The sequence below is a fragment of the Alteromonas sp. KUL17 genome (genome assembly GCF_006538305.1).
GTDB classification, from domain to species: domain Bacteria; phylum Pseudomonadota; class Gammaproteobacteria; order Enterobacterales; family Alteromonadaceae; genus Alteromonas; species Alteromonas macleodii.
The window spans coordinates 123,419-149,980 of record NZ_BJKJ01000004.1; the positions used below are offsets into that span (position 1 = coordinate 123,419).

The 26,562-nt window shown below is 44.7% G+C and carries 21 protein-coding genes; 7 read left to right on the forward strand and 14 right to left on the reverse strand.

Annotated features, from left to right (window positions below):
* Positions 1-217 precede the first annotated feature (217 nt).
* Complete coding sequence (gtfA, locus tag KUL49_RS05325; RefSeq protein ID WP_131136549.1) at positions 218-1,714, forward strand: sucrose phosphorylase; 1,497 nt, start codon at positions 218-220, stop codon at positions 1,712-1,714.
* Positions 1,715-1,926: 212 nt separating this feature from the next.
* On the opposite strand, the gene KUL49_RS05330 is transcribed toward gtfA, so the two are convergent.
* Positions 1,927-2,367 (reverse strand): helix-turn-helix domain-containing protein, encoded by a 441-nt coding sequence (locus tag KUL49_RS05330; RefSeq protein WP_131136550.1) that lies wholly within the window; start codon positions 2,365-2,367, stop codon positions 1,927-1,929.
* Between the two features lie 228 nt (positions 2,368-2,595).
* On the opposite strand from KUL49_RS05330, the gene KUL49_RS05335 reads away from it, so the two are divergent.
* Positions 2,596-3,591, forward strand: coding sequence for a YhdH/YhfP family quinone oxidoreductase (locus tag KUL49_RS05335; RefSeq protein ID WP_131136551.1), 996 nt, complete (start codon positions 2,596-2,598; stop codon positions 3,589-3,591).
* A gap of 137 nt (positions 3,592-3,728) precedes the next feature.
* Here KUL49_RS05335 and KUL49_RS05340 read toward each other — a convergent pair whose 3' ends face one another.
* Positions 3,729-4,742 (reverse strand): zinc-binding alcohol dehydrogenase family protein, encoded by a 1,014-nt coding sequence (locus tag KUL49_RS05340; RefSeq protein WP_131136681.1) that lies wholly within the window; start codon positions 4,740-4,742, stop codon positions 3,729-3,731.
* A 99-nt stretch (positions 4,743-4,841) separates the two neighbouring features.
* Between KUL49_RS05340 and KUL49_RS05345 the strand changes: the two genes are divergently transcribed.
* Complete coding sequence (locus KUL49_RS05345; RefSeq protein WP_181412763.1) at positions 4,842-5,774, forward strand: LysR family transcriptional regulator; 933 nt, start codon at positions 4,842-4,844, stop codon at positions 5,772-5,774.
* 133 nt (positions 5,775-5,907) lie between these two features.
* Here KUL49_RS05345 and KUL49_RS05350 read toward each other — a convergent pair whose 3' ends face one another.
* On the reverse strand, positions 5,908-7,524 hold the full coding sequence (locus tag KUL49_RS05350) for a S10 family peptidase (protein WP_131136553.1): 1,617 nt from the start codon (positions 7,522-7,524) through the stop codon (positions 5,908-5,910).
* Between the two features lie 150 nt (positions 7,525-7,674).
* Positions 7,675-8,262 carry an ACP phosphodiesterase gene (locus tag KUL49_RS05355; RefSeq protein ID WP_131136554.1) on the reverse strand — a complete coding sequence of 196 codons (588 nt, stop codon included), beginning with the start codon at positions 8,260-8,262 and terminating at the stop codon, positions 7,675-7,677.
* A 180-nt stretch (positions 8,263-8,442) separates the two neighbouring features.
* On the opposite strand from KUL49_RS05355, the gene KUL49_RS05360 reads away from it, so the two are divergent.
* The 3 genes from KUL49_RS05360 (at position 8,443) to KUL49_RS05370 (ending at position 11,112) form a co-directional block, all read left to right on the forward strand.
* Positions 8,443-9,231 carry a tRNA-(ms[2]io[6]A)-hydroxylase gene (locus KUL49_RS05360; protein WP_131136555.1) on the forward strand — a complete coding sequence of 263 codons (789 nt, stop codon included), beginning with the start codon at positions 8,443-8,445 and terminating at the stop codon, positions 9,229-9,231.
* 69 nt (positions 9,232-9,300) lie between these two features.
* Complete coding sequence (locus KUL49_RS05365) at positions 9,301-10,242, forward strand: hypothetical protein (protein ID WP_131136556.1); 942 nt, start codon at positions 9,301-9,303, stop codon at positions 10,240-10,242.
* A 270-nt stretch (positions 10,243-10,512) separates the two neighbouring features.
* Complete coding sequence (locus KUL49_RS05370) at positions 10,513-11,112, forward strand: Yip1 family protein (protein WP_014949940.1); 600 nt, start codon at positions 10,513-10,515, stop codon at positions 11,110-11,112.
* A 76-nt stretch (positions 11,113-11,188) separates the two neighbouring features.
* On the opposite strand, the gene purF is transcribed toward KUL49_RS05370, so the two are convergent.
* From purF to KUL49_RS05420, 10 genes are all read right to left on the reverse strand, one after another.
* Positions 11,189-12,712 (reverse strand): amidophosphoribosyltransferase, encoded by a 1,524-nt coding sequence (gene purF / locus KUL49_RS05375; RefSeq protein WP_014949941.1) that lies wholly within the window; start codon positions 12,710-12,712, stop codon positions 11,189-11,191.
* Positions 12,713-12,726: 14 nt separating this feature from the next.
* Positions 12,727-13,215 (reverse strand): CvpA family protein, encoded by a 489-nt coding sequence (locus KUL49_RS05380; RefSeq protein WP_014949942.1) that lies wholly within the window; start codon positions 13,213-13,215, stop codon positions 12,727-12,729.
* A 160-nt stretch (positions 13,216-13,375) separates the two neighbouring features.
* Positions 13,376-13,996, reverse strand: a complete 621-nt coding sequence (locus tag KUL49_RS05385) for an SPOR domain-containing protein (RefSeq protein ID WP_131136557.1) — start codon at positions 13,994-13,996, stop codon at positions 13,376-13,378.
* A gap of 46 nt (positions 13,997-14,042) precedes the next feature.
* Entirely contained in the window at positions 14,043-15,374 is a 1,332-nt protein-coding gene (gene folC / locus KUL49_RS05390) for a bifunctional tetrahydrofolate synthase/dihydrofolate synthase (RefSeq protein ID WP_131136558.1), read from the reverse strand.
* Positions 15,374-16,219, reverse strand: coding sequence for an acetyl-CoA carboxylase, carboxyltransferase subunit beta (gene accD, locus KUL49_RS05395; RefSeq protein WP_014949945.1), 846 nt, complete (start codon positions 16,217-16,219; stop codon positions 15,374-15,376). The genes folC and accD overlap by 1 nt, the downstream gene beginning before the upstream one ends.
* A 309-nt stretch (positions 16,220-16,528) precedes the next feature.
* Positions 16,529-17,320, reverse strand: coding sequence for a tRNA pseudouridine(38-40) synthase TruA (truA, locus tag KUL49_RS05400; protein ID WP_131136559.1), 792 nt, complete (start codon positions 17,318-17,320; stop codon positions 16,529-16,531).
* Between the two features lie 204 nt (positions 17,321-17,524).
* Positions 17,525-21,928: a FimV/HubP family polar landmark protein gene (locus KUL49_RS05405; protein ID WP_131136560.1), complete on the reverse strand. Its 4,404-nt coding sequence runs from the start codon at positions 21,926-21,928 to the stop codon at positions 17,525-17,527.
* A gap of 498 nt (positions 21,929-22,426) precedes the next feature.
* Positions 22,427-23,443 (reverse strand): aspartate-semialdehyde dehydrogenase, encoded by a 1,017-nt coding sequence (locus KUL49_RS05410; protein WP_014979671.1) that lies wholly within the window; start codon positions 23,441-23,443, stop codon positions 22,427-22,429.
* 29 nt (positions 23,444-23,472) lie between these two features.
* Entirely contained in the window at positions 23,473-24,675 is a 1,203-nt protein-coding gene (locus tag KUL49_RS05415) for a 4-phosphoerythronate dehydrogenase (protein WP_131136561.1), read from the reverse strand.
* Between the two features lie 237 nt (positions 24,676-24,912).
* Positions 24,913-25,668, reverse strand: a complete 756-nt coding sequence (locus KUL49_RS05420; RefSeq protein WP_039225270.1) for a class II aldolase/adducin family protein — start codon at positions 25,666-25,668, stop codon at positions 24,913-24,915.
* A 176-nt stretch (positions 25,669-25,844) separates the two neighbouring features.
* Here KUL49_RS05420 and KUL49_RS05425 point away from each other — a divergent pair, with 176 nt between their 5' ends.
* The gene (locus KUL49_RS05425; protein WP_069944556.1) at positions 25,845-26,534 is read left to right on the forward strand and encodes a Crp/Fnr family transcriptional regulator; all 690 of its coding nucleotides are present in this window, start codon (positions 25,845-25,847) and stop codon (positions 26,532-26,534) included.
* The last annotated feature ends 28 nt before the right edge of the window (positions 26,535-26,562 follow it).

Consider the following 26,562-nt stretch of genomic DNA (forward strand, 5'->3'; position numbering starts at 1 on the left):
TCTACTGCTATTTTATCTTAATCGATTAAGATTTTGATTTTCTGTGAGTCTCAACCAAATTTGGTCAGTCAATAACAGAAGATTAAGAATTAAGCTAAACCCGTTACATGGTTAATTTTTAATCTGCCAAACTGGTAGTGCTTAATTCGTAGTAATGTGTGCTCGCGATACGTAAGAGAAGTACGAGCAAGCGCATGCTGAATTTTGGAGAGTTATCATGTCTATACGCAATGGCGTTCAACTAATCACCTATGCAGACCGACTAGGCGATGGCAACATCGAGAGTCTAACAAGCATACTTCAGGGCCCGTTAGGTGGCCTGTTTACGGGTGTTCACATCCTTCCTTTTTACTACCCTTACGATGGTGAAGACGCGGGTTTCGATCCTATCGATCATACCTTGGTCGATGAGCGCTTGGGCGATTGGGAGAACGTCAAAAAGCTTGGCGAATCGGTAGATATCATGGCCGACCTCATTGTTAACCATATGTCGGGGCAAAGTGAAGCGTTTAAAGACGTGCTGAAAAACGGGCGCGAATCGAGTTATTGGCCGCTGTTCTTAACCAAGGAAGATATTTTTAAGGGCAACGATCAAACGCAAATTGACGAACAAATAGCACAAGTGTTCCGCCCTCGACCCACACCGTTTTTCAGCGATTACGAGGTGGGCACAGAGACTGGTAACCCTGAAACCGTGCCGTTCTGGACAACTTTTACCTCTAATCAAATTGATATTGATGTGGAGTCACAGTTAGGCAAAGACTACCTATCTTCTATTCTTCAGTCGTTTACTGAAAGTAATGTTGATCTTATTCGCTTAGATGCGGCGGGCTATGCAATTAAACGCGCAGGTTCGAACTGCTTTATGCTTGAAGAAACCTTCGAATTTATCGAAGAATTATCAAACCGCGCACGTGGTATGGGCATGCAGTGTTTGGTCGAAATACACAGTCACTATCAAACTCAAATTGATATTGCTGCGCGTTGCGACAGTGTTTACGACTTCGCTTTACCTCCGCTTGTACTACACACCTTGTTCTCTAAAAATGCAGAGGCATTGGCATACTGGCTTTCAATTTCGCCACGTAACTGCTTTACCGTGCTAGATACTCACGATGGCATCGGCATTGTTGACGTGGGCGCGAATGGTGACAAACCAGGCCTGCTTACCGCAGATGCGATTAATTCGCTCGTTGACCAAATACATGAAAATTCCAATGGCGAGTCTAAAAAAGCCACCGGTGCCGCTGCAAATAATGTAGACCTTTACCAGGTAAACTGCACATATTACGATGCGTTAGGTAAAGATGACTTCGCTTATTTGGTTGCACGCGCCATTCAATTTTTTAGCCCGGGTATCCCTCAAGTTTATTACGGTGGCTTGCTTGCTGCGCACAATGACATGGCGTTACTTGCTAAAACCAATGTTGGCCGCGACATCAACCGCCCATACTTGTCTACTGCCATGGTAAAAGAAGCCGTTGAGAAGCCAGTGGTTAAAGGCCTGATGCAGCTTATTAGGCTAAGAAACGAAAGCGATGCTTTTAATGGTGTATTTGACGTGAGTTACGTCAACAACGTATTCGTGCTTTCGTGGAAAAACGGCAACCATGCGGCGTCACTAAACGTGAACTTCAGCACAATGGATGCAACTATTCATACGGTGGATAATGGTGAAGAAAGCGTGTTGTCAATCAACACGCTACTTGCTTAAAGCGCAATCTTTAGCGATAGTTTAGCTACTTAGCGCTCAGCTATTCAGGAATTAACACGTGTCGTCAATGCGCTTAAACGCATTAGCGGCACGTAAACCTTGGATTAGCCATTACGATTTAAGTATTACAAGCCCCAACAGAAGAACTGGTATTGTTGTGAATTAACTCAGTACTCGTTTACCTAAACGACGTATTATTTTGTGTTGGTGTTTTATCTATAGTCGTCGTTATACGCCCTACCCCAGTCACATAGCTGACGTAAAGTTGGCTCTAGTGTACGGCCTAAATCGGTCAGAGAATACTCTACACGAGGGGGCACTTCTGCATACACTTTCCTGTTTACCAACCCATCACGCTCTAACTCTCTTAACTGCTGTGTAAGCATTTTTTGGGTAACGCCTTGCAATCGTCTACGCAACTGACTGAAACGTAGCGTTTTATGGCAAAGGTGCCACAAAATAACCCCTTTCCATTTACCGCCTATTATCTCAAGGGATACTGCTACGCCACAAATGTATTGATTTGAGCCATTCGTATTTTCTGCAACATTGGGCGCATTATCTTGTTTCTGGCTTTTTAGGACGGCGTAATTATCAATGTCTGATGTCACATCACTTTCCTCTGCCACTACACTGTTCAAAGTTGCGGTCATACTACTCCCTCTTAGAGTAATTACGTTCATATTCACTACGTAAAAGGCTTTATTATTAATGTCAGCATTGATGTCAGTGGTCTTTGTTAAAGCGACCAGTCGAACAAAGGATTTACATCACGCCAATAGTATCTTTTAGGGTACTACCCTACTAAAAAGTGCATACTTGCGCAAATTTTATATATCGTCACAATGGGTAGCGTAATCATTCGACTAACGGAGACAGGTATGACATCGTTTAAAGCTTTGCTTGTAGAAAAGCAGGAAGATAAATCCTTCACGCGCAACGTAACGCAGCGCTCAACTGATGACTTGCCTGAAGGCACGCTACTCATTAAGGTGCATTATTCATCGCTTAACTACAAAGATGCACTGTCAGCCACCGGCAATCCAGGTGTGAGCAGAAACTTTCCTCATACCCCAGGAATTGACGCAGCAGGCACGGTGGTATCGTGTGGTGACAATCGCTTTAAAGAAGGAGACGAAGTTATTGTCACCGGATTTGACCTCGGCATGAATACCGCTGGAGGCTTTGGCGAATACATCAGAATTCCAAGTGAATGGGCGGTAGCTAAGCCAAATGGACTTACGTTGAGAGAGTCAATGATCATTGGTACCGCAGGTTTTACTGCAGGACTATCGGTACAAGGCTTGGTTGAACACGGCGTGACTCCTGACAAAGGCGATATTCTAGTCACTGGCGCTACAGGAGGCGTAGGCTCTGTCGCTGTTACCCTGTTGGCAAAAGCTGGCTTTTCGGTTGTGGCATGCACCGGAAAAAAGGAGCATGAGGCATTCTTAAAAGCACTGGGGGCCAGCAAAGTGATAACCCGCGACGAGTTATTGGAAAATAAAGAACGCCCTATGTTAAAAGAGCTATACGCTGGCGCCGTTGATACAGTAGGCGGAGAGTATCTAGCACAGGCAATCAAAGCTACGCAATATGGCGGCGCAGTGACGTGCTGCGGTCTTACGGCTGCTGCAGATCTTAACGTGAGTGTATTTCCATTTATCTTGCGAGGCGTTTCATTGCTTGGAATCGACTCTGTGCAGTGTCCAATGCCTCCCCGTTTGAGGTTGTGGGACAAGCTTGCAAGCGAATGGAAGCTGGATTGCCTGGACGAACTTACTGAGGAAGTAACACTTGATGCTGTAAATGAAAAAATAGACGCAATCTTAAAAGGGCAGATTTCTGGCCGTACCTTGGTGAACGTTCAAGGTTAAATACACAAAAAGAAGGCACCTTAATATGGTGCCTTCGGTTTATCTGGCTCGCCCCTACGAGTGACTAGTTCCCGTCGTTACTCATTTTTTTAGCCAAGTGAATGGTATTACGGAATATAACCTTAAGCACGCTTTCTTTAGAAGCCCTCTAGTACTAACTTACCTATAGCACGCCCTTCTTCTAAAATTTTGTGAGCCTCGATTAAGTTAGCCGCATTTATTTTACCTAAATGCTTGCCTACAGTAGTCTTAATTTTACCGTCGTCGATAAGCGATGCTACATGAGTAAGTAAGCGGCTTTGCTCTGCCATATCGTCGGTTTCAAACATTGAGCGCGTAAACATGAACTCCCAATGAAGTGACAAGCTCTTCTGCTTAAGCTTGGCTACGTCAAGACTTTCTGGGTCGTCAATTAGCGCCAGTTTGCCCTTCGGCTTCATAACTTCAACAAAGCTATCAATGTACTGGTGTGTGTTATTTAAACTTGCGACATGCGTCACTTCACCAATGTTTAAGGCCTTGATTTGCTCAGCCATAGGCTTGCTGTGATCCACTACGTAGTCGGCACCTAACTCCTGAACCCAGCTTTTTGAGCTTTCACGCGAGGCAGTGGCGATCACGGTAGCCCCCGTTAGTACTTTAAGCAATTGCAGCATAATAGAACCCACGCCACCAGCTGCGCCTACCACAAGCACAACCTCATCGCTCTTTTCACTTTGTTGCCTTAGAGCAAGATGATCAAACAACAATTCGTATGCTGTGATTGTGGTTAGAGGAAGTGCCGCAGCATCGCTGTCTGACAGAGACTTAGGCGCTTTACCGACAATACGTTCATCAACTAATTGAAACTCTGCGTTTGAGCCCGCTCTGGTAAGGTCGCCAGCGTAGTAAACTCTGTCACCAACTGCGAACTCGGTAACATCAGCGCCTATATCAACGATTTCACCTACTGCATCCCACCCCAGAATTTTGGGATCACCTCCATTAGGATTAACGCGATGACGAATTTTATAATCCACAGGGTTAACTGCTATCGCACTTATTTTTACAAGTAAATCTCGACCCGACGCGCTGGGCTTTTCGATGTCAATATCCACCAGTGCATTAGGCTCATTAATACCAAGTGAGTGGGTATAACCAATAGCTTTCATCATTTGTCTCTCCTTTGAGTAATATCATCATCATACTCTTGATTAAATTTGGATAAACAGCACAATAAAAGAAACATTATCAAATAGTTTTTGAAAGCCATGTTACTCGACGACTTGAATGTAGTAATAAAAGTTGCTGAATTTAGAAACATTACTGCAGCAGCGACACATTTGAATATGCGTACAGCAACCGCAAGTGCTGCGGTCAAACGCGTAGAACAGGCCCTTGGTGCCGAATTATTTGTTCGTACTACACGCTCACTACGCCTGTCGTCTGCGGGTGAAAGGTTTTTGCCAACGTGCCAAGAAGCCATGTCAATGCTGGCTAATGCCAAGCAGAACTTAAAGGGCGATACAGGCGTGATTGAGGGCGAGCTTAGGTTAGGTTTATCGTCTGATTTAGGCCGAAATGTGATTGCGCCGTGGCTAGATGACTTTATGGATTTACATGACAAAATAACCGTAAAGCTCAACCTGAGTGACAGCAACATTGACTTTTATCGCGATCCCGTCGATTTAGCGCTAAGGTACGGTACTCCAACCGATGCGAATGTATACGGTTTCAAAATTTGTGATGTACCAAGTTTACTTGTTGCCTCCCCTTCTTATATCAGCTCTCATGGTGCCCCTGAAAAATTTGAAGACTTGCAAACACACAACGGGCTTTTTTACCAACTACACGACAAGGTATATAACGAATGGGAGTTTTTTCACAAAGGGACACCGCTGAAGATAAAAATGCGAGGCAACAGAACCGCAAACGACGGAGAAATAGTAAAGCGTTGGGCCGTCGCGGGTAAAGGTATTGCTGTTAAATCTGGCTTAGATGCGTGCGACGACATTTTAAAGGGTAGACTTGTAACCTTGTTGCCCGAATATCAACCTAAACCGAAACAGCTTTGGCTGATTTGCCCTAGCCGCCAATCTATTACTCCAGCAGTAAGACTATTCAGAGATATGCTGAAAGAGCGCTGCGCTGAATGTTTAGCGCAGCTCAAGGAAGCTGGTGTAGTTGTAGAGAGTAAAAACTAGTCGCTTAAGCTGACATTAGAGGTGCAAACCACAGTTCTCTCACAAATGACAAACGGCTGTCGTTACGTTAACCAAGTAATGACAGCCCAATAATGTGAGAGTGCCTATTATCAACTAAGCGATTTGCCTTTCACTATCGCTTGTATTCAGCAGGTATGCCTTTGCCCGGTGTGCTCATTTTAATAAACTCGCGTAGGTCTTGGTTGGACTGTTTTAAGTCGTCGCGACGCAGATACATCATGTGACCGCTGCGATATCCCTTAAAGCTCAAACGGTCTTTTAAATTGCCACTTTGGTCGAGCTGCCACATCGTGTACTTGGCATCAAAGTAGTTCGTTGCGCCGTCGTAATAGCCAGCTTGAATCATCACATTCAGATACGGGTTTTGCGCCATGGCCAATCGCAAGTTCTCACCCGTTTGATTATTGCTTCTATCCCATGGGTGCACGTTTCCAAACATGTTGTACTTAATATCAGTTTTGTAGTTTAACTCCTCACGCAAATAGTAATTAATAGCGGGCGTGAACGAATGAAGCCATGATGTTAGCTCAGCCCAATAGTCAGGGCGGTCGCCGCTTTGCTTAGCATCTATACCCAAATAGCGGCTGTCTAAACGACCTAGCGTCTTCCCTTCCTCGCGCAGTAAGTCTTTCCAGAAAAATGCAGTGCTCACGTCTAAGTTGTTTTGCGCAATAGACGCTTCACTTAACCCAGAATAGCGCGCCATTTGCTTTAACACATCGAGCTTTTCCGTTTCACCAATGAAGCCACCTTTGGCCAGAGCAGGAATAAGCGTATTGATGGTGAAGTCTTCAACTTCAGGCAATAGCTCAGTAAGATCTTTGTTTTGCAACGCGGGTTCAAGCTTATTGTGATACCACGCCGCGGCAGCAAAATAAGGCAGTCGATTAGCGGCTTTTACCGGCCCGTTGCGCTCTATACCAATATCGGTTGGCGATACAAGCACAACGCCGTTTAAGTACATCCATTGGCGATTTTGAAGCTCTAATGCTAATCCTGACACACGCGTCGTGCCGTAACTTTCACCGATAAGATATTTAGGTGAACGCCAGCGATTATTACGCGTTACAAAAGTATTCACCCAGTCTGCCAAATAGCTAATATCGGCGTTTACACCAAAGAACATTTTCTGCTGTTCATCTTGCGATGGCATGCTGCCGTCAGCTTTAGGCAGCACGCGGCTGTACCCTGTATTCACTGGGTTAACAAACACAATGTCTGCCACATCCAAAATGGAGTAAGGATTGGTTTGAACACCATAGGGCTGAACTGGATAGCCTTCATCGTCAATATTAAGAATACGAGGGCCTGTGTAGGCTACATGCATCCACACTGACGCAGAGCCTGGACCACCGTTAAAAGAAATAATAAGCGGGCGCTCACTATTCTCTTTTACGTCAGTGCGCTGATAGTAAGTGTAAAACAAAGTGGCAACCGCTTCGTCTTTACTGTTCCAAACCGGTTGAGTACCCGTGGTGGCACTGTACTTTACGCGCTTGCCTAGGATTTTAGTTTCGTGCTCTGTCACTACACTGCTATCAATTTTTATTGAACGAGCATGGGCAGATGCGCTTTCTTCTTGCGCTGAAGCACTGGTAGTTAAGCTTACAAAAGCAATTAAGGCTGCCGTTAACCATGCTAGGGTCGCGTGCGATTGCGCTTTGTGTTTATTTTTACCCAGACTTAATAATACGGGCGATGTATTTCTAACTAAGGATTGAATATTCATCATTATTATCTTTGAGTGTCGTTAATTTTATCTTTTTTGTGTTGTCTTTGTATTGCACGCTTTACTATATCGCTGTTCACACAACAGCTTAGCAATGAACGACAAAACGACCAATTTCTTCGATACATTTCTGTAACACGGTTAAGCCTTTCAAATATTCTCAGGGCCATTAATTTTGATATGTGTAATGAGTTCAGGGAAAAACGTTAAGAATCTCGCTTCAATCTCGTCTCTGTTCGCATTAATATCATCCACAGCAAGATGAAACGTGTTGGGAAAACGAATACGTTTAGCGACCACAGCAATCGCCTTAGCAATGCCCTCTTCCCTAGCATAATCTTCAAACCAGTCATGGGTTATCATATGCCCAACACTGTGCTGCATCGTTCTTGGCATAGTGGGCAATCGCTGTTCTAACAATGCGAAACTCTGTTCCCTGAAGTCGTCAAAACCCTGTGTTGTAAACGACGCCCAATGTTTAATTAGCAAGTGATCGAAGTAGATATCCAACGCCACAGGTGCAAAGCGCCGACGACTTTTATGAAATAACGCTTTTGCTGCTAAGACGCTGGTATGACTGTCGGTGAACCTATCCACTTCATAGTGGTTTTTAAGACCTAGCTGTACCGCTTGTCCAAACTCTTTAATATCAACACCTCGCCTGAAGTCTCCGAGTAAGTTACCGAATTGAGAATCGGCAGTTGGTCGGGCTAAGAAAAGATGGGCAAGATAATTCATTTTGTAATTTATTGGCCTCTATTTTAAGTTGTAAGGGCTTGTTGGTATCAAGTAAAATTGTGGTCCAATTCAGATACGCTAAATTTGTACTTTTATAAACCAAACTGCCGAAACTAGTGTTGGCAGCAGCCAAATTCAAATGTAACTGAAAAACCGTAGCACTTAAAATTGAGTTTCAACATGTCTGTAATATCCACTTCTGAAGTCACGTCTCTACTTTCACCAATCAATGCCTTTTTACATTGCGAGACGCCTCAGTCATGGATAGACGAAGCGCAGAAAGAGGAAAACCTTCGCGTTATCCTTACTGACCACCTAATTTGCGAGCTTAAAGCAGCTCAGTCTGCTATGTACCTACTTCGCCGCTATGTGGCCGATGAAGAAACCAGTAAGGTATTGCTGGGCTGGTTGAAACCTTACGAAGACTTCACTTACCGCCACGAAGGCGATTGGCAATCGCTTAATACTAAGCACCTTTCCAAAAATGTATTTAACACAGAAGGGCTAGACCCTTTTAAAAAAGACATGCTTGATAAAATGGTCATGCTAATTAAAGAAGAGCTTCATCATTTTTACCAAGTGCTAGAAATTATGCACGAGTTAGGGTTTGAATATAAGTCGGTAACATCCAGTCGTTACGCAAATGGCTTATTGCGTCACGTACGCACTTACGAACCTGAAAAGCTTGTCGACAAGCTCATTTGTGGTGCCTACATTGAAGCGCGCTCCTGTGAACGCTTTGCCAAACTTGCGCCGTATGTTTCCGAAGATTTAGGTAAGTTCTATGTGTCATTGCTGCGTTCAGAAGCCAGACATTTTGAAGACTACCTAACGCTGGCTGGGCAAATCGCTAAAACTGATATTTCAGAGCGCGTTGCCCACTTCGGAAAAGTAGAAGCTGAACTCATTACTTCGCCAGACGGTGACTTAAAGTTTCACAGTGGGTTACCTTCTAAAAACGCTGTTTAAATAACCAGTTTCCCTTGAAGCGGTGACTTATGGCAATATGGGTCGTATATTGATTCGTTTGGAAATAACATGGACGTTTGGAAAGGCAATAAATTAGAGATACATTACTATTTCTCCGATTCCTCTCATGAGATTGATGCGCTAATTAGAAACAAGTGCGAATCAGAACTACTTGCTATTGCTTATGAAGCTGCTTCAGTTTTTGATATTCCACTAAAACTAGTTTCAGAACCTACCCAAGAGGGTGGTTTTAAAGAGTTTTGGACTGCATTAGGAGATAACTCTGCACAACTGCAAGTCTTGTTGGTCGCAATTGGCGTTGTGACAACAATTTACTTCAGTTATACCCCTGAGGAGGATGAACGCAAGAAAACACTAGAAGAGCTTCAAATCCAAGAACTTAAGCTGCGACTGAAGGATATGACAACAGCGACTGACGGTGAAAAATTAGAAGTTGCCGAAGCTGTCGCAAACAAGTTGTCTAAGAACTTAAAAATTACCAAACGAAGGTCAAATTTTTACTCTCACCTAAACAATTATCCAAAAGTTTCTTTCGTTAGCATAAGCGCTATCTCTAAAGAGAGGAGATTAAAAGGTGAAGTGAAACTTCCACGCTCGGAGTTCAAGAACTTCATATTAAGTTCGAATAGGTTAAAAGTACAAGAGGTTGATTCCGCTGAAATTGAAATCATTTCCCCTGTACTGAAAGATGGAAATTATAAATGGAAAGGAATCTACGAAGGTTACCCTATTAGCTTCAGCATGACAGATAATAAATTTCGAGATGCGATTTTTATAGACGGACTGAAATTTCATGCTGGGACGACAATTAGATGCTTGTTACAGATTCACAGAGAATTAGATGAAATTGGAGAAGTGAAAATAAAAAGCTATTCGGTGCCAACGGTAATAGATATTCTTGACGGACCTACAATACAAAGGACTAAGCAAGGAAAAGCTTATATTCACGCTAAGAAAATGAGAGAAAATCAAAACGATCTTTTCGGCTAGATTACAGCTTATAACGATGCATCAATCACTGCTCGTGCCGAATATTCAACGATAATGCTAAAGTTTTTGACCGTTTATATTTTCGACAATTTATATTGACGGCTTAGTAATTCTGCTGCACACTCAATTTGTAAACATATTGTTAATGGCAGTGTTTAGCGCTTTGCGCTGTGTTTGTGTTTCCTTGGTTTTACGGTTAATCCGTGTGTTCTCCCTGCCTCACAACAATATTTTTTAAAATAATAACGTTGGTGAATAAGGCAGGACTTTATGATTTTGAATCATTTAATTGGTATTTACACTCATCCAAAAGAAGAGTGGCAAACCATTGATACCAAACACGAAACCTATTTTTACGCGCTTACCCATATCGCTTTTATATCTCTCATTCCTTCACTCGTGGCCTATTATTCCAGTGCCCATACTGGCTGGAGTATCGGCGCAGGTGACATAATTCGCCTTAGCGAAAATACCGCCATTATGATGGGTATAGGCATGTATTTTGGCTTGATTGCAGGCGTAGTCGCATTGGCTGTACTTATTCATGAGTTGGCTAAAGCGTTTGATGCGACGCCAACTTATACGCAGTCGCTGGAACTTGCGGCCTACACGGCTACACCGTTGTTTATGGTGGGCTTCGCAGGTCTTTACCCAGAACTCTGGGTAGTGATGACGGCGCTGTTAGTCGGTATTAGCTATTCGGTATACCTGCTCTACTCTGGCGTGCCAATTTTGATGCATATGCCAGAAGATAAAGGGTTCATTTACTCAAGCTCGGTAGTGACATGTGGGCTAGTATTGCTCGTTATTCTAATGACAGGTTCAGTTTTGGTATGGGGACTGTCCGGCGGACCAGTATTTGTTCACTAGCCTCTTTCATTGAAATAAAGCATTAAAAAAGCCGCTTCAAAAAGCGGCTTTTTGCTATATCAAAGAGCGTCTTACATTAATCAGCGGCATCAATATTATGCACATCAAGGTTGCTAAGCTCTGCTTGCACCACTGGTGCTTTTCTTGACGCTTCACCGCGCGACATATCAATTCGCTCAAGGTACTCTTGGTCGATATCCGCAGTAATATAGTTCCCGTCAAAAACAGACGTTTCAAAACGCTGAATGGTTTCGTTCTCTTCGCGAACGGCATCCACCAAGTCAGAAATGTCTTGGAAGATAAGGCCATCTGCTTGGATAAGCTCTGCAATTTGATCGATTTCACGACCATAAGCAATCAGTTCGTTTGCCGATGGCATATCAATACCATACACATTTGGGAAACGAATTTCTGGAGCAGCTGACGCAAAGTATACTTTCTTCGCACCTGACTCACGCGCCATCTCAATGATTTGACCTGATGTAGTACCACGCACGATAGAGTCATCGACAAGTAGTACACTCTTACCTTTGAACTCAGATGAGATTGCGTTTAGCTTACGGCGTACTGATTTTTTACGCATGGTTTGGCCAGGCATAATGAAAGTACGGCCAATGTAGCGGTTTTTAACGAAGCCTTGGCGATATGGCAAATCCAGTGTGTTTGCGATTTGAAGCGCCACGTCCATCGACGTTTCAGGAATAGGAATAACCACGTCGATATCCAGATCTGCCCATTCGCGCTTAATTTTTTCACCTAGCTTACGGCCCATGTTTACACGCGATGCATAAACTGAAATGCCATCTATAAAGCTATCTGGGCGAGCAAAATAAACAAACTCAAAGATACACGGAGAGGTTACTGGATTCTCGGCGCACTGTCTGGTGTGCAGTTGACCCTCTTCGGTAATGAATACCGCTTCACCTGGCATTACATCGCGTACAAACTGGAAGCCAACAGCATCAAGCGCCACGCTTTCAGATGCCACCATCCATTCCTCACCCAGCTCGCTCATACGCTTACCGAGTGCTAGAGGACGAATACCGTGCGGGTCGCGAAACGCTACAATACCTTGGCCGATGATGGCCGCAACAACTGCGTAGGCACCACGAATTTTCTTATGAACTTTCGTTACCACTTCAAAAATGTGTTCGGCACTTACGCTTAAACCTGCTACCTGCTGCAGTTCATGCGCAAGAATGTTAAGCAATAATTCTGAATCTGAGGTGGTGTTGATGTGGCGGCGTGCAATGCGGAATACTTCTTCCTGTAGCTCATGGGCGTTGGTGAGGTTGCCGTTATGAGCAAAGGCAATACCAAACGGCGAGTTCACATAAAACGGTTGCGCCTCTGCAGAGCTTGATGTACCCGCGGTAGGATAGCGAACATGGCCAATACCCATGTTGCCAGACAGCCTCTTCATATGACGCGTATGGAAAACATCTCGAACCAAACCATTTGCCTTACGCAAATTAAACATATTTTGGTCGATAGTCATTATGCCTGCGGCATCCTGTCCACGGTGTTGAATAACCGTTAGACCGTCGTACAGTGACTGAGCTACGGGCGTTTTACCAACTATTCCGACTATACCACACATGTGCGTTACCTATTTCAAGCGGGATTTAAGAAACTGGAGGAGTCTTTCACATAGCTGAAAAACCACTCAATGATGACACCAAACTCTGGAATGAGTACCGATGCTTGCCACCAATCTGAGGAAGCTGCACCAGTAAAGGTATCCATAAAAAAGAGCAATGCGCTAACTATAAGCACGCCACGCAGTGCGCCAAAAACTATACCGAGGGCCCTATCTGTTCCAGACAGCCCTGTTGCCTGAACCAATTGGCTAATCACGTAATTGATCATGCCGCCAAGAATGAGCGTGGTGACAAACAATGCTGCAATTGCAGCACCGTTTTTTAAGTAAGGATCGTCAATGGCTGTGAAGTAAACGGCGAGGTCAGCGTAGAAATTGCTTGAAATAAAGAGTGCAGCAAACCATACCACTAACGAGATGGCTTCTTTAACAAACCCTCTGATCAGGCTTATTAAGGTAGATACCGCAATGATACCCAGTATGGAAAAGTCTACCCAGTTCATCGTCTCTTTATTGCGTTGATGTTGCTTTTTATCGTAAAGCAACGAGCCTTTGGCGAGATGGCGCGCATTCTAACAGAAGATAAAAATATTACTAGTCTGTAATACCAATCCCTGTTGCTCTGTCCGTGCTTAATTCGACAAGCACCAGGAACAATGCGCACTATTCAACTTTGAACGTAGTGACCTTACCTTTAAGACTCGTGAGTTCCTTTAAGTGAGGTAGTGCCGATTCCAGTTTCTCCTTGTCTAAATCCGGGCCAACGAAAACTTTATTAAGCGGGCCAGAACTGGTCTGAATTTTGCGACTAAACGCACGATATCCAGCCTTTTCTAGCTTAGCTAACAGCGCTTTTACGTTTTTCTCGTGGCGGAAGCTACCAAGTTGAATAACCCAACCAGCGTCATCGTCTGCGGCACTTTTTGTATTAACCACCGTTTGGCTTGCTAGACTGTCCTCTTCTTCAAAGGCTTTCACCGCTGGCGCTTTTGCGGTAGTGGCTTCACCTGCACGACCACTTTCCCCTGCGCCAGAAGAATCCAGATCATCATCTAATGCCGTTTCATCTTGAATTTCAACCGCTGGCACCGCAGCTTTCGCCACGCGCTCTGATGGAAAAGATTCTGGCTCTACGATGGGCTTTTTAGGCGGATTAGCAGGTACGGAGACAAAAGGTTCTCTGTTTGTTTGCTTTTTGCCATCAAGAAAGTCTGGTAAAAAGATTACCGCTAGGGCGACAACAATAATTGTCCCCACCAGTCTATTCTTTAATGCCGATGTCACTGTGCTCTCCTGCTTGAATACACGGTTTTACTCTACAATGCGCGTGTTAGTTTTGCTCAGCAAGCACGTCTGCTACGGTAACAAAAGAACCAAAAACGAGAATAAGTTCACCAGTTTGATAATCTGCAAGCGCGCGCTGATATGCCGAGGTCACGTCCTGAAACGTGTCTATATTCTCTATGGTTGTGCCGGCATTAACAAGTGCATTTTCAAGTACTTCTGCCCTGCAGCCCCGAGGACCACTCGTTGACGCTACGTACCACTTGGCATTAAGTGTCGCCAGTGGCGCTACGGTCTCTGCAATAGACTTATCTTTTAGCATGCCCACCACAACGCGCATTTGGCTTACATCGTAACGGTTTAGCCAATCTTGCATAGCTGTCGTCGCCTGTGGATTATGGGCAACGTCTACAACTACCAGGGGCGATTCACTTATAGTCTGCTGGCGCCCTGGCATGGTGGTGTTCTCAATAATATCTCTTACCACGCTTTCTTCGGGCAGTAAATCTAAAAGTTCCAGCGCGGCCAACGCTGTACTCGCATTTTGAAGCGGAATTTTAGGATAAGGTAGCGACGTATAACTATTGCTCTTCCCTTTCCAGCTCCACTCACCGTAATCACTTGATACCACTGTTTCGAAATCTTGAGTAGCCCAACGTACGTTAGCTTGTAGCTCGTTAGCCACATCGTAAAGCGATGATGGAGGAAACAGTTCACCAACCACAGCATTGCCGTTTTTGCGCATAATGCCCGCTTTTTCCCGAGCAATTTTTTCGCGGGTATTACCAAGCCAATCTTGATGGTCAAGATCGATAGTCGTAATAACAGCTAGATTGGGATCAATAATGTTGGTGGCATCCAAACGTCCGCCTAGGCCTACTTCAAGAATGACCACATCAACAGCCCATGACTGCATCATTTTCATGGCAGCCAGTGTACCGAACTCAAAGTAAGTTAGAGTAATAGGTTCGCCAGCCGTGCTCTTTCGCGCGCTTTCAACAAACTCAAATGCATTTACAAATTCATCGGCAGGCGGTAATTCGCCGTTGTAACGCACGCGTTCACGATAGTCGGTTAAATGGGGTGAACTGTATACCGCAACACTTTTGCCTTGCGAAAGCATGGCCTGCTCGAGTAAGCGGCACGTTGTGCCTTTACCGTTTGTGCCTGCAACAGTGATAACCAAAGACTGGCTGAGTGAGAGTGCCATGGCATTGGCCACTTCTTTCACTCTGTCTAGCCCCATATCGATGGCGCTAGGATGAATAGATTCTAGGTAGGATAACCACTGGCTCAGGCTTTTTTGCGAAGATGAAGACGCTGAGGCGTTTTCTGCGTGTGGCGCTGAGCCAGTATTTAGATTGTTTTCGTTATTCACTAATTCTTATAATGCAACTTAACCAACAGGCTGTGTAATCTATCACGCATATCTCTGCGGTCAACAATCATATCAATTGCACCTTTCTCAACAAGGAACTCACTGCGTTGGAAACCTTCAGGCAGCTTTTCTCTTACTGTTTGTTCGATTACGCGAGGACCCGCAAAGCCGATTAGCGCTTTTGGCTCGGCTACGTTTACGTCACCAAGCATCGCCAAGCTTGCAGATACACCACCCATTGTAGGGTCTGTAAGTACACTAATATAAGGCAGGCCTTTCTTACTCATTTTAGCAAGCGCTGCAGATGTTTTAGCCATTTGCATTAGCGACATCAGTGCTTCTTGCATACGCGCACCGCCACTAGCACTAAAGCAAATAAGCGGCATATCGTTTTCTAAGCATGCATTAACAGCAGCAACGAAGCGAGCACCTACAACCGATGCCATTGAGCCGCCCATAAACGCAAACTCAAAACACGCAACCACTACCGGCATACCTTTTAGCTTGCCCTGCATTACCACTAGTGCGTCTTTTTCGTTCGTTGCCTTTTGTGCGGCAACGATACGGTCTTTATAGCGCTTAGAGTCTTTAAACTTAAGTACGTCTTGTGGCTCATGCTCTGCACCTAACTCAACGCGATCGCCATCGTCTAAGAACGCATCGATACGGCGGCGTGCCGTAATACGCATGTGATGGTCACACTTAGGGCAAACTTCCTGAAGTTTTTCCAGTTCGCTCTTATACAGCACTGCTTGGCATGAACCACACTTTGTCCAGATACCTTCTGGTACGTTACCTTTGGTTGATGTTTGCGTGCGAGGAAGAATTTTTTGAATCCAGCTCATGGAAATTGAATCCTTTGTTTTTTGTTTGCCGACCATGACGATTGATGTTTGTTCATACTTGTGGTCAACAACACATTAATTTTTTAAGTTTCATACTGTATTACAAAGAAAAAATACGTAACACAATAGAACAGCTACCTAATATAGCGCGCTATTAGACCACAATACAACGAAATGGAAAAAACAAAACTGGTCTTAGAAGTTGGCAGGGGATGATTTGAAGATACACGCTTTAATACAACCTGAGTTAACTGCTACGCGATGTGCAGCTAACTCAGATTGAAAAATTTAAAGGCGAAGGTAGATAGATTAGGCTTCTGGAAGGAATAGTGGTCCTAAAGGCGGCTTAGGTAAACCATGCTCGTCAGGGTAAGTGACGTCGACCAAGTACAACCCATTTGGCTTCGCCGTGGCTGCAGATTTACTTCTGTCTTTCAGGCTTAACAAGTGAGCCATCCAATTTACGTCTTGCTCCCCTGCCCCAATCTCAACAAGCGCGCCCGTGATATTGCGAACCATATGATGCAAGAAAGCATTAGCGCGAATATCGATAATAACGTATCGCCCTTGGCGATATACGCTTACATCAGTAACGTTGCGAAATGGTGTTTTACTTTGGCACAGCGCTGCGCGAAACGAGGTAAAATCTTGCTCACCTAGCAATGCTTGTGCGGCAACATGCATTTTTTTCTCGTCTAATTCGCGGTGAATATGAGTAACACCGGAATGGAGAATAGCAGGACGCATTTTCGCGTTATGAATAACGTAACGATAGCGGCGATGGGTAGCAGAAAAACGTGCATGGAAGTCATCGCTGACGTTCTTTGCCCAAGTAACAGCAACAGAGTTAGGCAGATTCGCATTTACGCCGAGTGTCCAAGCGCGCTCTGAGCGTGGTGCATCACAGTTAAAGTGAACCACTTGCCCAGTAGCATGTACACCAGCATCGGTACGTCCAGCGCATTGTACTTCAATGGGTTCATTGGCTACTGTCGATAGTGCCTTTTCAAGATGTTCTTGAACACTTGGTACTTCACGCTGGCGTTGCCATCCGTATACAGCAGCACCGTCGTATTCAATCCCTAAGGCAATTCGCCCCATATCTGTATTACCCCGTTTCTGAAAAGGCGCTAAGTGTAGTCATGTCGCTTGCAACATGCAATGCCGCTAATACGCAAAACTCTTTTAGGTCATAGAAAATAAATGTACATCACCTAAAACAAAAACGGCCTGTATATCTTGTAAATATACTGGCCGTCCAAAATCTCAAACGAGAGCGCGGTTATGCGCATAAGAGCAAACTACTTAAGCAATATTCGCTAAAATCGATGCGGCTTCCTGTTTTTGTTCTTCGCTACCCTCTTTCATTACTTCTTCAAGCAACTCTTTTGCAGCGTCCACATCGTCCATTTCAATATAAGCGCGAGCTAAGTCCAGGTTAGCGTTCTGCCCTGCGTCTTTATCTATATCAATCACCGTATCTTCATCAGATACACCTGTGAAGTCAGATAAACTTACATCAAGATCTAGCGCTTGGCTATCCGGGTCAATAGCGTCTGCATCATCGCCATCGTCCATTAAAGCCTCTACATCAAGGAAGTCTTCTGGTGGCGTTTGCGCGTCACTTTCACCATCGACATCACTAAGTAAGGCGGCAAGATCTAAATCAGGGTTATCGAGTTTAAGATCATCCTCTTGAGCCTTTTCAGTCTCAACGGATTGAGCCTCTTGTTCGTCCTCTTCAATTTCAGTTGGTGTGGCAATATCCAATTCCACATCATCTGGAATTTCAAGGTCGTCTAATGCAAGTTCCGAATCATCTTCTTCAAGGGCGAAAGTATCTTCGTCGTCTTCTTGCTCAGACTCAAAAGCACCATCTTCGTCTAGCTCAAAGGTTTCATCTTCTTCGTCTAGTTCAAACGTATCATCGCTTTCGTCGAATCCAAGGTTGTCGTCACCCCCTTCTAACTCGAATGTGGCTTCATCATCTTCCTGCTCAAGTTCGAAAGTATCTTCACTCTCTGCTGAAGATTCTTCTGGCTCCTGACCGTCATCACTTTCGATTTCACTGGTGTCGACATCACTTGTATCAACAATAGCGTCTGACTCAAGACTTTGAAGAAGCTCATCGAATTCCGCACTGTCAAGATCGTCAAGAATCTCGTTGTCGTCTACATGATCGTCGTCATCGGAAGCAGACAGCCAGTCGTCAAGGCCAGGAACATCGTCAAGTTCGTTAAAGTCTTCTTCGCTGTTCTTATCTGAATCGCTTTGGTTTAAATCAGTTTCTTCAGGTGAACTCGATTCTTCAGCAGCGCTAGATTCTGATGATATTTTGTCACCTTCATCTTCACCGTCTACTACACCGTCAATTTCTTGCTCTAATTCAAAGCTTTCTACTTCGTCATACGCAGCGTTTAACAGGCTGTCGTCGTATTCATCACTGTCTTCTGCTGAAGCATCTTCCGCTGGCGCTGATGGCTTTTCCTGCGCTGATGGCTCTTCTCCCGCTAAAGGTTCTTCCTGTGCTGAGGGCTCTTCCTGCGCTAATGGCTCTTCCGTATCCATCTGACTGAACGAAGGAATATCATCCATCATCTGTCTTTCAAACGCTTCAATAGCGTCATCTAGTGGATCGTCTGACGTTTGTCCTGCCTTTTCTTCAGCGTCTTCATCAACAGCGTCGAGCTCTGGCTCTACGTCTGTTTCTGGCTCTAGTTCTGCCTCGACTTCCGTTTCTAGCTCTACTTCATCTTCCGAGTCGGCTTCAGGCTCAACTTCAAATTCTAGCTCTGATTCCGGCTCTGGCTCAGATTCAAGTTCCGTTTCTAATTCAGGCTCAAGCTCAGCGTCTTGTTCTGCTTCTATTTCAGTGCCAAACTCTGGCTCTGAATCTAGTTCTGACTCTGGTTCACCTTCGGCTTCCGCCTCTAGCTCTACTTCATCTTCCAAGTCGGCTTCAGGTTCAGCTTCAGTTTCAGGTTCAACTTTTTCTTCTGGTTCTTGGTCTTGTTCTGTTTCAGAATCGATATCCTGTTCTAATTCAGATTCAAGCTCAGGCTCAGCTTCAAATTCAAGCTCTGACTCCGTCGCTGGTTCAGACTCAAGTTCTGTTTCTAGTTCAGGCTCAATATCAGCGTCTTTTTCTGCTTCTACCTCAGTGCCAAACTCCGGCTCTGAATCTAGTTCTGACTCTGGTTCACCTTCGGCTTCCGTCTCAAGCTCTACTTCATCTTCCGAGTCAGCTTCTAGCTCAGCTTCTGGTTCTGACTCAAACTCGACTTCAGGTTCGAACTCTGTATCTGTTTCATCATCTGGTTCTATGTCAGACTCAAGCTCAGAAAGTAGCTCGTCTGTCAGCAAATCGACATCTTCACTGCTTTTAGATTCTTCAGCTTCTAGTTCAGCAAGCAACTCATCAGTTAGCGGGTCGCTAAAATCATCTTCGCTTGCATCTTCTTCATCGCCTTCAGGCGTTTCAAGGCCTACGTCTTCTTCGTGAGCTTCAGGACTAATTTCAGGCTCGCCATCCAACTCTGCTTCAAGCTCTGCAAGTAGTTCATCAGTAAACGGATCGTCAAAATCACCTTCCTCATCGGATTGAGTAGGTAAATCGCTAGAAGCGCTTTCATTAAGCTCTTCATCAGCTGAGGGCTGTTGATCCGCTGAGGGCATTTGATTCGCTAAAGGCTCTTCAGCAAGCTCATCTTCCGCCTGTAGCTCAGCAATAAGCTCATCGGAAAGAGGGTCACTGAAGTCCGCGTTAGTTTCGATTTCGTCGGTGACTATTTCGTCTAAATCGTCGGTAATGGCATCAAGACTCTGAATAGACTGCGGCGACGGCGAAGAAGTTGTTATTTCTTCCTCAAGATCATCCTCGTCTTCGTCATCTTCTTCACCTAGGCCACCCATCATTTCGATTTGCTCAATTTCATTTAACAAATCGTCGGTGATTTTATCAATTTCTTTATTTTGCTGATTAATCTCGTCGTCGAGCTTGCTTAGCATATCCTCATTGATAAGGTCGTCATTGCTGTCTAGCTCATCAGTAAGACCTGCATCAACGCCGTGCTCTTCTAGCAAATCGTCAATACTGATTTCAGGCTTATCGTCCTCATCTTCTACGGTTGGCAAAGAAGAAACACTTTCTGTTTCTTCGCCAGCGTCAGATAAATCATCAACCGAGCTGGCAAGCAACGCGTCGATATCGTCGTCATCAACATTGTCAGATTCAGCGGTTCCGTTGACCTCAGCCAGTATGTCGTCAGGGTCTATGTCGCCCGACTCATCTAGCTCATCACTCTCAAGTTCTGCCGCGTCTTGGCTTTGTACATCATCAAGCAAGTCATCAATGTCAAAATCATCGTCATCCGAAGATGCCCCCTCTTCAGCAACTTCCGTCTTTTGCTCGCTTTCATCGGCAGAATCTTCATCAAAGATGTCGTCATCCCCTGACAGGTCAAAGCCTTCAAGGTCGTCAGCGTCGTTTTCGTTTAATACTTTATCTGACAGGTCATCGTCATCGAACAGGCTATCTAGTTCACTTTGATCAAGCTCATCATCGCCAGCTTCAAACAAGTCATCACTGCCATCGTCTGGCACCAACATATCGTCTTCAAGGTCGGCGAAGGTTTCTAGTTCGTCATCTAGGCTTTCTTCTAAATCTGATGTAAGTACGTCATCAAGTAGGTCGTCGTCATTGAACAAGTCATCATCTGACAACTCTGCTTTATCATCAAAGTCAGGGGCCAGTGCACTTGAAAGATCGCCAATGTCAGAATCAGGTACCGGCACTTCATCGTTATCGGCTGTAATCGTAGGTCCAGCCGCAGGCGCTTCTTCAGGCTTATTGTTGCGTTTAAGCAGCCACATGATAAGGCCACCAACTAACAATAGTGACAGAATTGCCGAGCCTATAATTAGACTCAGAGGGCTGGTAAGTGCGCTTAAAAACGAAGACTGCTTTTCTGCTTCGCGCTGCGCTTGCTCGGCCTTGATCATGTCGAGCAGTTCTTGCTGAAGCGCAACTTGCATATCCAGTTGGCTCTTAACATCTCCTTCGACTTGCCCACGCAAGGTTTCTAGTTCGCCATTAACGGCCTCAACACGCTCGTACAAGCGTCTGTTTTCGTTAAGAATCGCTTCAACATTTTCCAGTGAGGCTGCAAACTGCATACGCAGTTCGTCAAATTGTCGGGTTTGCTCCTGATCCAAGCGAGTGATTTTCTGCTCAATATCAGTTTGGGTTTGCGTCAAGTCTTGTTGATTGACTAAAGGAGATGCAGGCTTGATGTTTCTTACGCTACTGCCAGGTTTATTAAGCATTTCAGCAAATGCTCTATCATCCTGCTCAGCACGCATCTGGGCTTTTTGCTTATCAATTCTAGCGATATAGCGCTCTGATGGTAACTTTAATACCGCACCATCAACTAATAAATTTAAATTGCCGTTTTCAAATGCGTTTGGATTGAGCTCGTAAATGGCGGTCATAACCTGATATACGCTCAGGTTATTGTTTTGGCGATAGCGCTCAGCAATACGCCATAAGGTATCGTTGGCGTCGATAGGGCCATATTCCAGGCCTGAATACTGGTCAGTTGCGTCTTTGGGACCTTTTAAGAAGGTAGCGCGTTCTTGTGCATCAACAGTGATGATAGGGCCAGACAAACAAAGTGTTAGTAAAAGTAAGCCCGTCAAATGCAATTTCATAGCAGTCCTATATGCCCTCAAGCGTCTTTACCACCCGAGACGTATGGGCGGATTTTCTAGCCAATCAGTACGGAAGAAAATATTGGCTTTTATTTTTATTCTTAAGCCACCTTGAAACCATTAATAATCAAGCTAGCGTTTTACAGTCTTTTTGAACTTAGCAGTAAGATTTATTTGCGCTTTATAGAGTTCTTACCCTTCGCCTAAGTGTCTGACTGAGTATTGTTTTTAACGTTGTTCTATTCCTAACTTTACAAACTATAAACCAGTTATTAAGGGTGATCTAGTTAGACAGTAGTATTGAAGCGCTCTAATGCTCAAATTTTCACTAAAAACCGTCATTCAGTAGCTTAGAGTGCTGTCTTTCTATCCCGTTGAATAGTGCCGCTTCATTGCAACAGGCAATGCCCCTTTCATTGCGTATCGGCAAGCACAGAAAAATGTTTACCTTTTCCTGTGCTTATCCGATTAATCAGAGGCTGACCCTCTGTAAAATACTTACAAGTAGTCGCGAATGAGTGTCTCAGCAATTTGAATGCTGTTTGTCGCTGCACCTTTGCGAATGTTGTCTGACACTACCCATAGGTTTAAACCACAAGGGTGAGTAATATCATTCCTGATACGTCCTACATGCACAATGTCGTTGCCGCTAGCACTGCTTACTTGCGTTGGGAATTGCTCATTACCGTCATAAACTGTTACGCCTGGCGCATCGGCTAAAAGCTCTTTAACATGCTGCGCATCTATTGGCGAACGCGTTTCAAGGTGGATAGCTTCAGCATGGCCATAGAAAACCGGTACACGCACGGCCGTCGCGTTTACCAAAATACTCTGATCGCCCATGATTTTTTGGGTTTCCCACAGCATTTTCATTTCTTCTTTGGTGTAGTCGTTGTCTTGGAATACGTCGATTTGAGGGATAACGTTAAAGGCAATTTGACGACTAAACGACTCTGGCTTTACTTCACGTGCGTTTAGCAAACCTGCGGTTTGTTTAGCCAGCTCTTCCATGGCTTCTTTACCTGCACCAGAAACTGACTGGTACGTGCATACATTAATACGGTCAATACCAACCGCGTCTTGAATAGGTTTGAGTGCAACCAACATTTGAATGGTTGAGCAATTTGGGTTCGCAATAATATTTCTATTGCGAAACTCTGCCAGTGCATGGGCGTTAACTTCTGGCACCACAAGTGGGATATCTGGCTCGTAACGAAACTCTGAAGTATTGTCGATAACAATACAGCCTTCCTCTGCCGCTAGCGGAGCAAATTTTGCAGAAATGCTGCCTCCAGCTGAGAAAAAGCCAAATTGCACTAATGACCAGTCGAAATCATCAGCATCTAATACTTCAATGTCTTCGCCTTTAAACGACACGGTACTACCTGCTGAACGTTTACTGGCAAGCGGATACAAACGGTTTACCGGAAAGTCTCGCTCTTCTAATAGTTCAATCATGGTTTGGCCCACTAAACCTGTGGCGCCAAGTACCGCTACGTCAAACGCTTGCGACATAATGCTTTATGCTCCTAATGTAAAAAAAACTAAACCAGGCTAACGTGAAAGCCCAGTTTGGTGAATGTGTCTTGGATTTGCTTACTGGTGTTTTTTGGCAAGTGTAACGCATAGGCGCTGCACTCGCGACGCACTCTGTATTGCTTGCGCAATGTAGAGAACGTATTTGCTATGTGTGTCTCTGGCGTTTCATTATGGCCTGACGCAAACGCGTTTCGCGTTATCTCATCGTCAATAGCTACATCATACACATTGTGAAATACGGCAATGAGATCCTCAACCGACAACCGCACCGCCTCTGGCGAATTTAACGCAGCTTTGATCGGGTTAGTTTTCTCTAAAAAGTCGCTAAGCACTTTGTCTGGGGCTTTGCCCACTACGTCACAAATTTGCTCGTAAATCATTTGCGTACCGCGCACTTTGCCTTCTACAGAGTGCCCCGCGATATGTGGTGTAACGAACCAAACATAGTCAAATAATGCTGTATTTATGGCAGGCTCATTGTCGAATACGTCGAGTACCACCGTTGGCGGTTTTTCACCTCGAAGTACACTAAATAGTGCCACTTCATCAATAACCTCACCTCGGCATGCATTTATAAGCAGCTGTTTTGACGTTAACTCTTCCAGAAACGCTTCGTCTATCATCTGATATGTAGGATAGTCGCCGCCTTTAATAAAAGGCACGTGAAGCGAAATAACATCGCACTTTGCTATTTGCGCTAAGTCTACAAATGACTGACCGTTGTGCTCATTCTTACCTGATTTTGCTAGCGCTTGCTGTAGCGGTGGGTCATACAGACAGTGTTTAACGCCAATTGCCGTTAAAATTCTTGATAATGCAGTTCCCACATTACCAGCACCTACTATTCCCACTGTCGCATTATATAAATCGAGCTTTTGGGCTTTTTGCGCGTGCAGCAAAACACTCAACACGTACTCGGCAACCGCTACGGCATTACAGCCTGCTGCACTGCTATGCATAATACCCACGCTATCTAAATGCGTTTTATCTAGATGATTGGTCCCCGCCGTTGCCGTAGTAACAAACTTGAGCTTGCTAGCGCTGGTCAGCAGTTCAGGGGTAACCTTAGTGGTAGAACGTAGCGCAAGAATATCTACATCGCGCAGCATTTCAGGCACAAGAGATTGCCACGCATAGGTTTCAACCTCACCTACGCTATTAAGGTAATCGGTGCCAAACGGAATGGTATCTTCAAGAAGTATTTTCATGGCGCTAAGTGTACCTTAACTTAGGCTTTTAGTAACCCAGCGCCCTTGATTTATCTTATCGGTGATTCGTTTAATTTACGTCATTTTGATGCACGTTTGGCCGCAACATTAAAGAGACGGCCGAAGTTCATACAATCCTTTAAAACGGGAACGCTTAGAGCAAACCGCTTTAGCTCACGTTTTTTGTCCACTTCATCCTTTGCGAACGTGGTATTGGATAACGTTAACTTTAAATAGTTACTTGTCGTAACCAGGGAAACGGCGTTCAACGCGTCGTTTAATACCCGGCCATGCTAACGAACCACCAGCCTGCCGAGTGACTTGATCGGCTTGTGTACGAATGCCATCTAGAATTGCCGAATGAATTGGAATAAGCGGCTTGCCTGTGGCCTGCGCTTTTAACTGAATTTCACAGGCGCGCTGCATAATAAACATAAACAAGAATGCATCGGGAATATTGTCTGCACAGGTTAAAAGACCGTGATTGCGCAAAATCATAAATTGGGTATCGCCAAGGTCGCGAACCAATCGCACTTTTTCTTCTGGATTCAACGCCACGCCTTCGTAGGCATGATAGGAAAGCGACGCCAGCGGAAAAAGCGATTGCTGCGAGTATGGCTGCAACCCTTCTTCTAAAATGGATACCGCCACACCTTCTGCTGTATGCAAATGCAACACACATTTGGCATCGTCTCTAGCCTCATGAACAGCGCTATGAATAGTAAAACCTGCTGGGTTAATGTCGTATTCACTTTCCATTACTTTGTTACCGTGAAGATCAACTTTAACCAAGCTTGATGCAGTAACTTCATCAAACATTAAACCGTAAGGATTGATTAAGAAATGATGATCAGGCCCAGGAACACGAGCAGAAATGTGAGTAAAAATGAGGTCGTCCCAACCATACATAGCGACTGCGCGGTAGCATGCGGCTAGATCAACACGGGTTTGCCATTCTTCACTGCTAACTTTCGACTTTACTGAATCTGTCATAGCTTTACTCTTTTAACGTACAAATTGATTTCATTTGGGGCGGGTGTTCCCTAATTGAAAGGCTCGATACCTTGAGCGTTTCAAGGAAACTTCCACTTACTTTTTCTTACCGCCTACATTACGCGCAGTAATTGCTATACACTGTCGGATATACGACATTGTAAGAAATTTGTTAAATGGAAAAATTTAAACCTGTTCTCGCTAGCTCTACTTGGTTTAGCGCGCTTCCACCCTATTTGCAGGAAGCCATGTTCGACAAGATGCGTCTAAAACACTTAAAAGCTGGGCAGCAACTGCATGCCAAAGGTGAAGACGGTGTCGGTTTTTATGGGGTATGCGAAGGCCGTTTAAGAGTTGTCACTGTGGGCGTGGATGGTCGCGAAATGCTATTTGCGCTACTGGGCCCCGGCACCTGGTTTGGTGAGATATCGATGTTTGACGACCTCCCTCGTACTCACGACAACTTCTGCGAGACAAATTGCACGGTGGCGATTATTCAAAAGAACGCGTTTAAAGCACTGCTTGAGCAATATCCTGAACTCTACCCGCATTTCACTCGCCTTTTATGCACGCGAGTGCGCAGCGCTTTTCAGTTTATTGACTCAAGTGCGGGTCTTAGCCTTAAGCATCAGCTCGTAAAGCGGCTTTTAATGCTTACCACCAGTTACGGTCAGCATTTGCCCAAACATAACGCGATTACGCTAACCCTTTCGCAAGAGTCTTTAGCGCAAATGATAAATAGCAGTAGGCAAACGGTGAACCAGTTATTAGGTGAACTTCAACAAGAAGGTTTGGTAAAACGGCATTACGGGAAAATCACTATTCCCGAGCCAGATACCTTGTTTAGTCGTTATCAGTTTATTTAACTTGACGCTTCCGCCACATTACTGGGTC